11 protein-coding genes and 1 riboswitch are annotated in these 12,933 nt (G+C 68.4%); of the genes, 6 read left to right on the top strand and 5 right to left on the bottom strand.

The window, feature by feature from the left end; all coding sequences use genetic code 11:
* A partial coding sequence (locus BUB20358_RS19760) for an AAA family ATPase (RefSeq protein ID WP_174905104.1) occupies nt 1–2,197 on the top strand: 2,197 nt, incomplete at its 5' end.
* Nucleotides 2,194–2,601, top strand: coding sequence for an alternative ribosome rescue aminoacyl-tRNA hydrolase ArfB (arfB, locus tag BUB20358_RS19765; protein ID WP_006764701.1), 408 nt, complete (start codon nt 2,194–2,196; stop codon nt 2,599–2,601). The genes BUB20358_RS19760 and arfB, both read left to right, overlap by 4 nt.
* Nucleotides 2,602–2,643: 42 nt before the next feature.
* Here arfB and BUB20358_RS19770 read toward each other — a convergent pair whose 3' ends face one another.
* The 5 genes from BUB20358_RS19770 to thiC all read right to left on the bottom strand — a co-directional run bounded on the left by BUB20358_RS19770 (nt 2,644) and on the right by thiC (nt 8,278).
* The gene (locus tag BUB20358_RS19770) at nt 2,644–3,924 is read right to left on the bottom strand and encodes a sensor domain-containing phosphodiesterase (protein ID WP_035972683.1); all 1,281 of its coding nucleotides are present in this window, start codon (nt 3,922–3,924) and stop codon (nt 2,644–2,646) included.
* Nucleotides 3,925–4,365: 441 nt separating this feature from the next.
* Nucleotides 4,366–5,292, bottom strand: a complete 927-nt coding sequence (locus tag BUB20358_RS19775; protein WP_006764699.1) for a DMT family transporter — start codon at nt 5,290–5,292, stop codon at nt 4,366–4,368.
* 138 nt (nt 5,293–5,430) lie between these two features.
* Nucleotides 5,431–5,682: a hypothetical protein gene (locus BUB20358_RS19780; protein ID WP_035973388.1), complete on the bottom strand. Its 252-nt coding sequence runs from the start codon at nt 5,680–5,682 to the stop codon at nt 5,431–5,433.
* Between the two features lie 223 nt (nt 5,683–5,905).
* Complete coding sequence (locus BUB20358_RS19785) at nt 5,906–6,118, bottom strand: YMGG-like glycine zipper-containing protein (RefSeq protein WP_012467552.1); 213 nt, start codon at nt 6,116–6,118, stop codon at nt 5,906–5,908.
* 228 nt (nt 6,119–6,346) lie between these two features.
* The gene (thiC, locus tag BUB20358_RS19790) at nt 6,347–8,278 is read right to left on the bottom strand and encodes a phosphomethylpyrimidine synthase ThiC (protein WP_006764698.1); all 1,932 of its coding nucleotides are present in this window, start codon (nt 8,276–8,278) and stop codon (nt 6,347–6,349) included.
* A gap of 122 nt (nt 8,279–8,400) precedes the next feature.
* Nucleotides 8,401–8,517: riboswitch (TPP riboswitch) on the bottom strand.
* A 271-nt stretch (nt 8,518–8,788) separates the two neighbouring features.
* Here thiC and BUB20358_RS19795 point away from each other — a divergent pair.
* The 4 genes from BUB20358_RS19795 to BUB20358_RS19810 all read left to right on the top strand — a co-directional run bounded on the left by BUB20358_RS19795 (nt 8,789) and on the right by BUB20358_RS19810 (nt 12,683).
* Complete coding sequence (locus tag BUB20358_RS19795; RefSeq protein ID WP_035972680.1) at nt 8,789–9,046, top strand: pentapeptide MXKDX repeat protein; 258 nt, start codon at nt 8,789–8,791, stop codon at nt 9,044–9,046.
* Nucleotides 9,047–9,132: 86 nt separating this feature from the next.
* Nucleotides 9,133–9,765, top strand: coding sequence for a cytochrome b/b6 domain-containing protein (locus BUB20358_RS19800; protein ID WP_006764697.1), 633 nt, complete (start codon nt 9,133–9,135; stop codon nt 9,763–9,765).
* A 29-nt stretch (nt 9,766–9,794) separates the two neighbouring features.
* Nucleotides 9,795–10,583 (top strand): molybdopterin-dependent oxidoreductase, encoded by a 789-nt coding sequence (locus BUB20358_RS19805; RefSeq protein WP_006764696.1) that lies wholly within the window; start codon nt 9,795–9,797, stop codon nt 10,581–10,583.
* A gap of 465 nt (nt 10,584–11,048) precedes the next feature.
* Nucleotides 11,049–12,683, top strand: coding sequence for a carbohydrate-binding protein (locus BUB20358_RS19810; RefSeq protein ID WP_223473307.1), 1,635 nt, complete (start codon nt 11,049–11,051; stop codon nt 12,681–12,683).
* The last annotated feature ends 250 nt before the right edge of the window (nt 12,684–12,933 follow it).

Genomic DNA, 12,933 nt, shown 5'->3' on the forward strand with positions numbered 1-12,933 from the left:
GCTCGCGGCGCTCGCGCAGCGCTACGACGAACCGCTCGATGGCGTGCGTGCGGCGCTCGCGGCGAGCGGCGTCGTCGCGTTCGGCGCGCTCGTGCGTGGCGACGAGCGGCCGTTGATCGTCGACCGGCACGATCGGCTGTACCTGTCGCGCTATTTCGACTACGAGCGGCGGCTGGCCGACGCGCTCGTCGCGCAGGCGGGCGCCGCCGCGCCGGCCGATGCGCTCGCGCCCGAGCGCTTGCGCGACAGTCTCGAGCGTTACTTCGGGCCTGCGACGGGCGAAGTCGACTGGCAGCGCGTCGCGGCGATCGTCGCGTTGACGGGCCGCGTGACGATCGTCAGCGGCGGCCCCGGCACCGGCAAGACGACGACCGTCGTCGGCGTGCTCGCTTGTCTGCTCGACGCGCAGCCAAGCTTGCGCATCGCGCTCGCGGCGCCGACCGGCAAGGCCGCGCAGCGGATGCAGGAAGCGCTGCACGCACGGGCCGGCGACTTGCCGCCGGAGCTCGCCGCGCGGCTGCCCGACACGTCGTATACGCTGCATCGCCTGCTCGGAGGCGGCGGTGCGGCCGGTTTCCGGCATCATCGCGACGATCCGCTGCCGTACGACCTGATCGTCGTCGACGAGGCGTCGATGATCGACGTCGCGCTCGCCGCGCATCTGCTCGACGCGCTCGCGCCGGGCGCGCGGCTCGTGCTGCTCGGCGACAAGGATCAGCTTGCGGCGGTCGAGGCCGGTGCCGTATTCGCGGAATTGAGCGCGCGGCCGACGTTTACCGCCGCGGCGCGCACGCGTATCGCGCATGCACTCGGGATCGACGAAGCAGCGTTCGTCGCGGCGCTGCCCGTGCCGGACGCACTTGCTGCCGTCGTGTCGGAAGCGGGGGCTTCGGTGCAGAATTGTGCGTCTGCGTCTGCGTCTGCGTCTGCGTCTGCGTCTGCGTCTGCATCGGCATCGCCATCGCCATCGGCATCGGCATCCGCATCCGCATCCGCATCCGCATCCGCGCCGGCCGCTACCGCACGCAAGTCGTCTTCCCGGCGGAAGATCGACACACGGCAGGCGTCGCTTTTCGACGACGAACCTTCGGAACGACAGGACGACGCAGCCGCTTCGCCCGGCGCCGTATCGAAACCGGCGTCGGCATCGGCATCGGTCGCCGACGAGCCCGCGCCGGTCGACAGCAGCGATGCCGATGTACCGCCCGCGTGGATCGAGGCCGACGAGCTCGCGTGGCTCGATGCCGTCGAGCTGCCGCCGTTCGACGCGACCGACGTCGCAATCGGGGCGCCGGATGCGAGCCCGTTGCAGCACGACGAAACCTCCAGCGCCCACGATGCGCGTACGGCAGCGCCCGCACCGCTCGCGGACTGCGTCGTATGGCTCGAGCGCAATTACCGTTTCGGTCTCGACTCGCCGATCGGCCGGCTGTCGCTCGCGATCCGCCGCGGCGACGTGCAGGCCGCGCTCGACGCGTTGCCGGCCGATGCCGCCGCTGCCGCGTCGTTCTACGACGACGCGGGCGACACGCTCGCATTGGCGACGGTCGAGCGGCTCGCAAGCCGGTTCGGCGCGTACCTGGACGCGTTGCACGACGCGCTTGCCGCGCCGGCGCCCGATCCGCTGCCGCTGTTCGATGCGCTGAACCGGTTTCGTATTCTGTGCGCAACGCGCAGCGGCGCGCGCGGCGCGGAGCACGTGAATGCGCTCGTCGCCGCGCACGTGCGGCGCGCAGCACGCTTGCCGCTTGCGGTCGGCGCGCACTGGTTCACCGGGCGGCCGGTGATGGTCACGCGCAACGACTATGCGCTCGGGCTCTTCAACGGCGACATCGGCATCGCGCTGCCCGATGCGCACGGCGTGCTGCGCGTGTGGTTCAGGCGCGCGGACGGCACCGCGCGCGCGGTGTCGCCGGCCGCGTTGCCGCCGCATGAAACGGCGTTCGCGCTGACGGTTCACAAATCGCAGGGCTCCGAATTCGACGAGGCCGCGCTCGTGCTGCCGGCGTCGTTCGGTCGCGTGCTCACGCGCGAACTCGTTTATACGGCCGTCACGCGCGCGCGCGTCCGCGTGCAGGCGATCGGCGCGCGCCGCGTGCTCGCGCAGGCGGTCGCGACGCGCACGCAACGCGATTCCGGGCTCGCGGCGCGCATCGACGAGGCGCTCGCGCGGCGCCGCGCGGAGGTGCCGCGATGATGATCCGCTACACGCTCGATCCTGCCGAAGTCGAATGGACGGCCGTGCGCGCGCAAGGAGCCGGCGGACAGAACGTCAACAAGGTGTCGAGCGCGATTCATCTGCGCTTCGATATCCGCGCATCGTCGTTGCCGCCGGCGATCAAGGCGCGGCTCCTCGCGCTGTCCGACCAGCGCATCACGCGCGACGGCATCGTCGTGATCAAGTCGCAGGAGCATCGCACGCAGGAAAAGAATCGCGAGGCCGCGCTGGCACGGCTCGACGCGCTGATCCGCAGCGTCGCGATCACGCCGCGCGTACGCGTGCCGACGCGGCCCACGCGCGCGTCGAAGGAGCGGCGGCTCGAGCACAAGGCGCGCCGCAGCATCGTGAAATCGGCGCGCGGCAAGGTGTCCGGCGACTGACGGACGATCGGCGCCGCCGTCCATCCGGCGCCGGCGATTGCGTCATCGCATCACGGTGCCGGCGCTGTCGAGCACGAAGTCGACGCAGAACACGACGAGCCGGTTCTGCGCGCGGATCGCGACCGCGGCCGTGTAGCAGTCGCGGCCTTCGGTCAGCGAGAAGTGCGGGCCCATCAGCGCGACGCGGCCGGGCGCGGCGATCGCGCGCTGGAAGTACGGGCGCCGCGACCAGTTGCTGTGGGTTTCGGGGAAGAGCGGCGCGAGCCGCGTGCCGGCCGGCGGGCTGTCGTCCGCGTGCGCGCCGATCGACGGCAGGAACTGCTCGCCGACTTCGTCGGTGACGAACACGCGACGTGCGGCCGGCACCGCGAACACGCGTTGCGCCGCGTCTTCCAGGCTGCCGGTTGCGGAGAACGTCGCCGCGCCGGCAAGCACGAGCCGCTCGATCGCGTCGAAGCCCGGCTGCTCGGCGATCGCCGGCGTGTGCCGGCGCGCGATGAAACGTTGCCACGCGGCATCGAGCAGCGCGGGCGCGTCGGCGCTCGCATGTGCGATCGACGCATCGGGCTGGCCGAACTGGAAGCCCTGCACGAAATCGATGTCGGCTTCCATCAGCGCCTGCAGAGCGTCGTCGCTCTCGACGCCTTCGGCAAGCACCATCGCACCGGCCTGGTGCAGCATCGACACGAGCGGATGCATGATCCGGCGGTCCTCGGCGGAGCCGGTCGCGCGTTCGACGAGCGACCGGTCGAGCTTGACGATGTCGGGACGCGCGCGCCACACGCGGTCGAAGTTCGAGAAGCCGGTGCCGAAGTCGTCGATCGCGATCAGGAAGTCGCGGTGCTGGATCATGTCGATCGTGCGCGCCAGCGCAGCCTCGTCGCGCGCCGGCTGCTCGACCACTTCGAGCACGATCCGGTTCGGCGGCAGCGCGAAATGCCGGCACAGCGCCTCGACGAACTCGCGCTGCACGAGGCCGGAATCGAGCACGCGCGGCGTCACGTTCAGGAACAGCCAGCCGTCGCCGATGCCTTGCGCGACGAAGTTGGCCGTATGCAGGCATCGTGCGAGCCGGTCGAGCAGTAGCGCATCGGCGGTGCTGCGCGTCTTGTCGAACAGTGCGGACGGCGACACCAGCGCGCCGTTCGCGTCGACGACGCGCAGCAGCGCTTCGTAGCCGACCACGCGCTTGTGCGTGATCGACAGCACCGGCTGAAACACGCTGCGCAGCGTCGTATCGCGATACGTGGCGAGCCAGCCGCCGGGCGTCGCCGTCAGGCGTTCGAGGAGGGAGTCGAGCGACAGGTCGCGTGCGTGCTTCATGTCAACGCGGCCGGCGAGCGGGAGCAGCGGTATCGCGCAACGCGGAAGCGGTCGCACGTCCAGGTGCGCGCGGAAGAACGTGCGGCATCGGGACCGCCTTGTGCGAATGAGTGCTCCGAGTGTAGCGGGAATGGCCGCGCACGCGTATCAGGGTAACTCCAGACGCAAACGGTACACCGGCGCGATCGCGCGGCGACATGTGCATGTGCGTGCTTGCGGGCCGCTGCCGAAATCGCGGTCGATCATCGGCGCGGTTTCGGGCTCATCCACGCACGACGGTTCGCGCAGGCCGTTGCGCACCGCACCCGTCAATCCGCGCCCGAGCTCCCGCGAACGAAAGACGGCGAACGAAAGACGGCGAACGGCGCGCACCGGACGCCGCCCGCGGCACGGCTCGCCGCGTCCGGCCCCGCGCAACCCGCACGCGCGCCAGCCTTCCCGTCAGGTCGCCGCGCCGCCGCGCGGTCCGAGCCCCGGAATCCGCTTGATCACGCCGGTCGCGAGCGCGGTGCCGACCAGCACGATCGCGCAGCCTTCGAGCATCACGACCGACACGCGTTCGTCGAGGAACAGCGCGCCCCACAGCAGCCCGAACACCGGGATCACGAACGTGACGGTGATTGCGCGCGCCGGGCCGACGTGCGCGATCAGATAGAAGAAGATGAAGTACGCGACGCCGGTGCACGCGACGCCGAGCGCGAGCACCGCGCCCCACGCATGCGCGCCGACCGGCGCGGCCGGCCACGTCGCGAGCGCGAACGGCAGCAGCAGGACGGTCGAGCCGATCATGCTGCCGGTCGCGTTGATCAGCGGATCGACGCCGCCGAGCTTGCGCTTCGTGTAGTTGGCCGCGATCCCGTACAGCAGCGTCGCGCCGAGCGCCGCGGCGGCCGCGAGCGCGGTCGCGCCGGCGCCGGTATCGCCGCCGGCGTTCGCGACCTGATCCCACACGAGCGTCAGCACGCCGGCAAAGCCGATCACGAGGCCGAGCGCGCGCGGCAGCGACAGCTTGTCCTTCAGCCACAGGTACGCGACGAGCGCGCCCCACAGCGGCGTCGTCGCATTGATCACCGACGTCACGCCGGCCGAGAGCGTCAGTTCGGCAAACGCGAACAGGCAGAACGGCGCGCCCGAATTCAGCGTACCGACGACGAACAACGGCCACGCGTGGCGGCGCAACTGCGTGCCGAGCTCGGCCGCGCCGAAGCGCGTGAGCGCGAAGCCGATCAGAAACACCGCGCCGATGCCGACGCGCAGCGCCATCAGCGGCGCGACGCCGAATTCGGCGACCCCGACCCGGATGAACAGGAACGATGCGCCCCACAGGGCGGCGAGCACGGTCAGCAGCACGGCGTTTTTGGGTGACATCGGTCGGGAGGAGGCGAGGACGGGACGGAGTGCATCTTACACCCCGCGACGACGCGGGCGTTTCACGATCGGATGAAACGACAAGAAACGGGATGTCGGCCGTCGACCGCGCGAGATCGGACGCGCGGCGGCGGCCGCTCAATGGTGATGATGCCAGCCGCCGCGTCCGCCGAAGCCGAAGTTCAGCGACAGCGACGGTCCCCAGTACGGGCCCCACGCCGGTGCGTAGACCGGCGCCGGATAGTAGTACGCGGGGCCCGGATCGACGTATACCGGCGCAGCCTGCACGGGCGCGGCCGTGTAATAGCCGGACGGATAGTAGCCGTACGGGTAATAGCAGCCGGCGAGCGTCGTGCAGGCGACGGCCGCCGCGACGAAAGTCCTGATCATCATGTCTCTCCGGCCACGCCGACGAGCGGCGGATGATTAAGCTTAGGCCGCGCGACGATGACACGATGTGCGAAACGGTAACGGATCATTTCGGCGACGACGCGCGGCGCATCGCGACAGCGCTGCATGCGCATGCGAAAACGGCGCTTTCGCGAACGAAAGCGCCGTCTGACGAAAAGCCTGCCGCACGTCGCGCAGCGAGACGCGCGGGCGGGAAAGCCGCTTACTTGCCGACCTGGTTGCCGATGAGGCCGCCCGCGGCCGCACCGCCGAGCGTCGACAGCGCGTTGCCGCCGATCGCCGCGCCGGCGACGCCGCCGACGCCCGCACCGATTGCCGTGTCGCGCTGACGCCTCGTCATCGAGTCGCAGGCCGACAGGCTGGCCACCGTCGCGACGAGGAGCGCGCATACCCCAATACGCCGAATCGAATTCATGATCGTTGTCCTTGCGGTAATGAACGGAAGGCGCGCGGCCGACCGGCGGCCGCGCATGAATTCAATCTACGCGCGGCTCTGCGCGGCTGCTGTAAGGACTTGTTAAGCGGTTGCCGGTTTCGTAATGAATTGTTTCGCTACCGTGGCCAGGCACGCGACGTGCGCAAAAAAGCCCGCTCGAAAGCGGGCTTCGTGCGTCGCGTCGCGGCCCTGCGCGGCCGCCGCGCGTCATTGCCGGTGATAGATTTCCGAACCGCTCTTCACGAACTCGACGGCCTTCACTTCCATCCCCTTTTTCAGCGCATCGGCTTCCGACACGCCCTGCTGCGCGGCGAACTCGCGCACGTCCTGCGTGATCTTCATCGAGCAGAAGTGCGGGCCGCACATCGAGCAGAAGTGCGCGACCTTCGCCGAGTCCTTCGGCAGCGTCTCGTCGTGGAATTCGCGCGCCTTGTCCGGATCGAGGCCGAGGTTGAACTGGTCCTCCCAGCGGAACTCGAAACGCGCCTTCGACAGCGCGTTGTCGCGCACCTGCGCGCCCGGATGACCCTTCGCGAGATCGGCCGCGTGTGCGGCGAGCTTGTACGTGATGATGCCTTCCTTCACGTCGTCCTTGTTCGGCAGGCCGAGGTGCTCCTTCGGCGTCACGTAGCACAGCATCGCGGTGCCGAACCAGCCGATCATCGCGGCGCCGATGCCCGACGTGATGTGATCGTAGCCGGGTGCGATGTCGGTGGTGAGCGGCCCGAGCGTGTAGAACGGCGCTTCCTTGCACCAGTCGAGCTGCAGATCCATGTTCTCCTTGATCAGCTGCATCGGCACGTGGCCCGGGCCTTCGATCATCACCTGCACGTCGTGCTTCCATGCGATCTGCGTGAGCTCGCCGAGCGTCTTCAGCTCGCCGAGCTGCGCTTCGTCGTTCGCGTCGTAGATCGAGCCGGGGCGCAGCCCGTCGCCGAGCGAGAAGCTCACGTCGTACGCCTTCATGATTTCGCAGATCTCTTCGAAGTGCTCGTACAGGAAGCTCTCCTTGTGATGCGCGAGACACCACTTCGCCATGATCGACCCGCCGCGCGACACGATGCCCGTCATCCGGTTCGCGGTGAGCGGCACGTACTGCAGCCGCACGCCCGCGTGGATCGTGAAATAGTCGACGCCTTGCTCGGCCTGCTCGATCAGCGTGTCGCGGAAGATTTCCCAGGTGAGTTCCTCGGCCTTGCCGTTGACCTTCTCGAGCGCCTGATAGATCGGCACCGTGCCGATCGGCACCGGGCTGTTGCGGATGATCCACTCGCGCGTCTCGTGGATGTGCTTGCCGGTCGACAGGTCCATCACCGTGTCGCCGCCCCAGCGGATCGCCCACGTCATCTTGTCGACTTCCTCGCCGATCGACGACGTGACGGCCGAATTGCCGATGTTCGCGTTGATCTTCACGAGGAAGTTGCGGCCGATGATCATCGGCTCGGATTCCGGGTGATTGATGTTCGCGGGGATGATCGCGCGGCCGCGCGCGACTTCGTCGCGCACGAATTCCGGCGTGATCTCCGTCGGCGCGCTCGCACCGAACGCCGCGGCGCCGAACGCCTGCCCCGGATGCTGGCGGCCCATCATCGCGGCGAGCTTCGCGCCGTTCGGGCCGCTCGCCTTCAGGCTCTCGATGTACTCGGCGCGGCGCTGGTTCTCGCGGATCGCGATGAATTCCATCTCCGGCGTGATGATGCCCTGGCGCGCATAGTGCATCTGCGTGACGTTCTTGCCCGGCTGCGCACGGCGCGGGTTGCGGTGCAGGCCCGGGAAGCGCAGGTCGGCGGTGGCCGGATCGGCCGCGCGCTCGCGTCCGTACCGGCTCGACAGGCCGGGCAGCACCTCGGTGTCGCCGCGCGCTTCGATCCAGCGCTGGCGCAGCGCCGGCAGGCCCGCACGGATGTCGATCTTCGCGTCCGGATCGGTGTACGGGCCCGACGTGTCGTACACGTAGACCGGCGGATTCTTCTCGCCGCCGAAGCCGGTCGGCGTGTCCGACTGCGTGATCTCGCGCATCGGCACGCGGATGTCGGGCTGCGAGCCGGTCACGTAGATTTTCCGGGAGTTCGGCAGCGGCGCGACGGCAGCGGCGTCGACGTGGGCGTCGGCAGACAGAAACTTCGGATTGGCGTTCATGCGATCTCCTGTATGGGCGCCGACACGCGCAGCGGCGCTTGCCGGAGCCCTTGACGAATGTGGGGCTCGAGCTAAGCAGGAGACGAGGCTTGGTGAGGCGGCGGATTTCGTCAGAGGGACGGCGGCGAAATCCGTACGCTTCCCTGCGCTGGCATTATCCAGATCAGGTTCAAAGGGTATTTCTCACCCGCAATGCCGGCCGTTCGACCGCATGCATCGCAGGACCCCCGCGTTAGCAAGGGCAAACGATACACCGGCTCGGCGGCGGTTTCAACCGGGAGCGGCGCGGACGGCGCCGCCGCGGCGAGCGCCGCCGATCGCATGCGGCACGGTGTGCAGTGCAGCATGCTGCGCGGCTGCACGGTGCCGCGCGCAGGCCGGCCGAGGCCGAGCGGCGCAGCATCGCGTCCGTCGTTTTCCGCCGTCGAAAAATTTTTCCTGCATGGCTGTCATTTCGGCGGCCGTCGTTCGTCTATTCGGCTCCTCGAACCCATGTACAGGAGAGACGTCATGAAAAACGTATTGCTCGCCGCCTGCGTCGCGGCATTTGCGGCGATGGCAACCGCTGCGCACGCGCAGAACGATGCGATGTCGAAGGACGGCATGTCGATGTCGAAAGACGCGATGGGCCACGACGCGATGGCGAAGGACGGCGCGATGAAGAAGGGCGCAATGAAAAAGCACGCGATGAAGAAGGATGCGATGGGCCACGACGCGATGTCGAAGGGCGATGCGATGAAGAAGGACGCGATGAGTCCGTCGAACTGATCCTGAATCGATGCACGCAGTGCGCGCCGCGGGCCGCAGCCGCCGCGCGCGTCCTGTGTCCCGTCCGTTCGTCCCGGGGGGTTGCGATGCAAACCGTTCGTGCAACCGATCGCGCGCCGGCGACGCCGCCCGCGCCGATCATCCATCCGCGATGGGTGCGCGCGAGTCATTGGCTCAACGCGATCGCGGCGATCGTGATGGCGTTGTCCGGCTGGCGCATCTACGACGCATCGCCGCTCTATCCGCCGTTCACGTTTGCGCACGGCATCACGCTCGGCGGCTGGCTCGGCGGCGCGCTGCAATGGCATTTCGCGGCGATGTGGCTGCTCGTCGGCAACGGGCTGTTCTACGTCGCGATGTCGGTCGCGACCGGGCGCTTCGCGCGCAAGCTGCTGCCCGTCACGCCGGCGGCGGTGTGGCGCGACCTGCGCGCCGCGTTGCACGGCCGGCTGTCGCACGGCGACCTCAGTGTCTACAACGCGGTGCAGCGTGCCGCGTACCTGATCGCGATTGCGGACCTCGTGCTGCTGGTGCTGTCGGGCATCGCGGTCTGGAAGTCCGTGCAGTTTCCGTTGCTGCGCGAGCTGTTCGGCGGCTACGACCGTGCGCGCGTCGTGCACTTCTGGGCGATGTCGCTGCTCGTCGCGTTTTTCGCCGTACACGTCGCGATGGCGCTGCGCGTGCCGCGCTCGCTGCTCGCGATGCTGCGCGGCCGCTGATCCGCGCGTCGCGGACGAAGGAGTGGATCATGTCGCAATCTGAAAACGCGCGCACGCGTTCGCGCTGGACGCTCGACCGCAAGTCGCTCGAACTCGACGTGCGCCGCGAACTCGAGATGCCGGCGCGGCGGCTTTTCAACCGACGCATCCTGACGCTCGGCGGCCTCGCGATGCTGACCGGCTGCACGCTGCAGGACGACGCGTCGGTCGACACGTTTCTCGAGAACGTGTCGCGGATGAACGATCGCGTGCAGGCGTGGCTGTTCAGCGGCGCACGGCTTGCGCCGACCTATGCCGAAGCCGACATCACGCGGCCGTTCCCGTTCAATGCGTACTACGCGATCGACGACGTGCCGCACGTCGATGCGGCGGCCTATCGGCTCGTGCTGTCGGGCCGCGTGACCGGCAAGCGCGTGTGGACGCTCGACGAGCTGCGCGCACTGCCGCACGCGGAGCAGATCACGCGGCATATCTGCGTGGAAGGGTGGAGCGCGATCGGCCGCTGGGGCGGCACGCCGTTCGGCGCATTCCTTGCGCGCGCGGGGGCCGACACGCACGCGAAATACGTCGGCTTCAAATGCGCGGACGACTACTACGAAAGCATCGACATGCCGACCGCGCTGCATCCGCAGACGCTGCTCGCGTTCGACTACGACGGCCGGCGGCTCCCGCCCGAATACGGCTTCCCGATGAAGCTGCGGATTCCGACCAAGCTCGGCTACAAGAACCCGAAGCACATCATGGAAATCTTCGTGACCGACACGTATCCGGGCGGCTATTGGGTCGATCAGGGGTACAACTGGTTCGGCGGATCGTGACACCCTGCGATTCGTTGTGATCGGCGCTGCGCGGGCCGTCCCGGTCGTGCGAGTCTTGCCGCCGCCTGTGCGGCGGGATGCACACGGGCATCGCAAATTTCGGACAAGTCCCATTGTTGGCCGATCGTATCGACCCGTAGCATCTGTCGGACCGTTGTCGCTGCATGCGTACGTGCCGGCGCGGCACGGCTGCCGCCGTGTCGCCGACGAATCCGCGTCGCGACACAGTGGGATCCGTCCCATCCACCGGGCCGGAATCGAACGCCGCGCATTTGCGCGGGCGCTTCGTCCGGGTCTCCTGTCAATCTCGTTCGTGATGAAGCATCGAATATGAATCGACTCGTAACGTGGCGCGGTATGGTGTCGGGTGCGTTGTGCGCGGTTGCGCTGTCGGCGTGCGGGGGCGGAGATACCGATGCGTCGGCAGTCGCCGGGCTCGAGCGTGAAGTCGAACCTGCATAGCCGGTGAAGCCGGAGCAGGAAATCGTCGCGGACGGCGCGGTGGTCTCCAGCGAGCCGGGCGCTCCGTCCGATCCGTCGTATCCGCCGCCGGCCGCGCCGCGGCACGGCGAACCGTCGCCGGCGTCCGGTCCGCCCGCGATGGTGCGACGGGCGCTGGAGCTTCGCGCGACGACCGACGCGTCTTCACCGCACGATCAGCGCGACGCGTTCGACAACCGGCTCGCGATCAGGAATCTGGCGACCGGAGAGGAGCTTTGTCTCGCGATGTCGACGAGCAACGGTACCTATGTCGGCTTCCAGTCGTGCAACGGATCGGATGCGCAGCGCTGGCGCATGGTCCGTGCGACGAGCGGCTACTTCAACGTGAAGAACGTGCTGGCCGAGGCGCAGGGCAGGGACGTTTGTCTGCGCGCGGCGCCGTGGAGCCCGGGGCCGGTCAACCTGTCGCCGTGCGCCGGTGCCGACTATCCGACGACGCGACTCTGGCGCGCCGGCGCCGATGCGAATGGCACGTTCACGATGCAGAACAAGCACTGGACCGATATCGGCCGCAGCGCGTCACTGCAAGCGACGGAGCGGACGATCGCGATGTTGCCTGCTGCCGACGGGGCTGCGGCGCGCTGGACTTACGATGGCGAACTGCCGTCGCCGGTGCGCGCCGTGACGGGCGAGCGCCGTGTACTGCTGGTATCAGGGCATTTCGCGGGCCAGCAGGCGAATCCTGCCGAACCGGTGCGCAAGGCGGTGTTCGGTGACGGCGACGATTTCGCGTCGCTCGCGCACTACGTCAAGTTGGCGTCGCGCGGCAAGTTGACGTTGAGCGGCACGATGCTGACGGACGTCGATCTGGGCGCCTTTCCGGCCGGCTGCCAGTCGGGCGCGATTCTCGCTCAGGCGCGCGCCGCTGCACTCGCGCGAGGTGTCGATCCGGGCCGGTTCGATTACCTGTTCATCGATTATCCGCGCTCGAGCGAATGCAAATTCGCCGGGCTTGCGGCGCGGCCTGGACAATGGATTCTGTCGAACGGCGCCGGTACTGCATACTGGATGTGGGCGCACGAATTCGGTCACGGGCTCGGCGCCGGGCATCCCGATTCACTGCGGGACTGTCCGACGGCGGATGGTGCGGTGATGCTCGGCACCGGTTGCGCGAGCGGTGGTGTCGACGATCCGACCGATACAGTGGGCGGTGGCGGACGGCGGATGTATCCGGTCGACTATCAGCTGTTCGCCGGGTGGCTCGACGATGAAGACGTGCCGACGCTCGTCAAGCCGGGCACGTATCGCCTGGCGCCGCTCTGGAGCACGTTGCCGGGCAAGCAGGGCTATCGCTTGCGTCGCGCGGACGGTTCTGTGCTGTTACTCGAATTTCGCCGGCCTATAGGCGCGAAGGGCACATTCGAGGATTGGCCCGACACGTCACCGTTTGTCAATGGCGTAACCGTACGTATCGTCCGCTACCCGGGCAGCGCGATCCAGAACACGCTCGTCGACACGACGCCGGGCAGCAAGGACGGTATGAAGGACGCGCCGCTGATGCCGGGGCAGTCGCTCGTCGACACGTTGTCCGGGCGACGCATCAGCGTGCTGTCGGCCGACGGGAGCGGCGCCGTCGTGCACATCGAGCCGGCGTCGTGAAGCCGCATCGCGTTACGGGCCATGGAGCCGATGCGACGAAGTACTCGGTGTCGCGCTGAAACGTCAGTCGACAAGCTTTCAGACCGGCCGCAGACTCCCTTTCGAATCCTTGATGCCATAATGCCGGGCGTGCGCGGCCGATGCGGTCCCGCCGCGTCATCGTCCGTCTGCCGCCGCTTGCCGGTTCTTCTTCGTCGCCGTTCGCACTGCCATGTCGTTCCGCACGCTCGTCCCCGCCTTCCCGGTCCCG

Origin of the sequence: Burkholderia dolosa, from assembly GCF_902499135.1 — a bacterium.
GTDB lineage: Bacteria > Pseudomonadota > Gammaproteobacteria > Burkholderiales > Burkholderiaceae > Burkholderia > Burkholderia dolosa.

Bases quoted from the DNA above. Each gene is read 5' to 3' on its own strand.
- arfB (WP_006764701.1), top strand. From the start codon at position 2,194: ATGATGATCCGCTACACGCTCGATCCTGCCGAAGTCGAATGGACGGCC.
- BUB20358_RS19770 (WP_035972683.1), bottom strand. From the start codon at position 3,924: ATGAAGCACGCACGCGACCTGTCGCTCGACTCCCTCCTCGAACGCCTG.
- BUB20358_RS19775 (WP_006764699.1), bottom strand. From the start codon at position 5,292: ATGTCACCCAAAAACGCCGTGCTGCTGACCGTGCTCGCCGCCCTGTGG.
- BUB20358_RS19780 (WP_035973388.1), bottom strand. From the start codon at position 5,682: ATGATCAGGACTTTCGTCGCGGCGGCCGTCGCCTGCACGACGCTCGCC.
- BUB20358_RS19785 (WP_012467552.1), bottom strand. From the start codon at position 6,118: ATGAATTCGATTCGGCGTATTGGGGTATGCGCGCTCCTCGTCGCGACG.
- thiC (WP_006764698.1), bottom strand. From the start codon at position 8,278: ATGAACGCCAATCCGAAGTTTCTGTCTGCCGACGCCCACGTCGACGCC.
- BUB20358_RS19795 (WP_035972680.1), top strand. From the start codon at position 8,789: ATGAAAAACGTATTGCTCGCCGCCTGCGTCGCGGCATTTGCGGCGATG.
- BUB20358_RS19800 (WP_006764697.1), top strand. From the start codon at position 9,133: ATGCAAACCGTTCGTGCAACCGATCGCGCGCCGGCGACGCCGCCCGCG.
- BUB20358_RS19805 (WP_006764696.1), top strand. From the start codon at position 9,795: ATGTCGCAATCTGAAAACGCGCGCACGCGTTCGCGCTGGACGCTCGAC.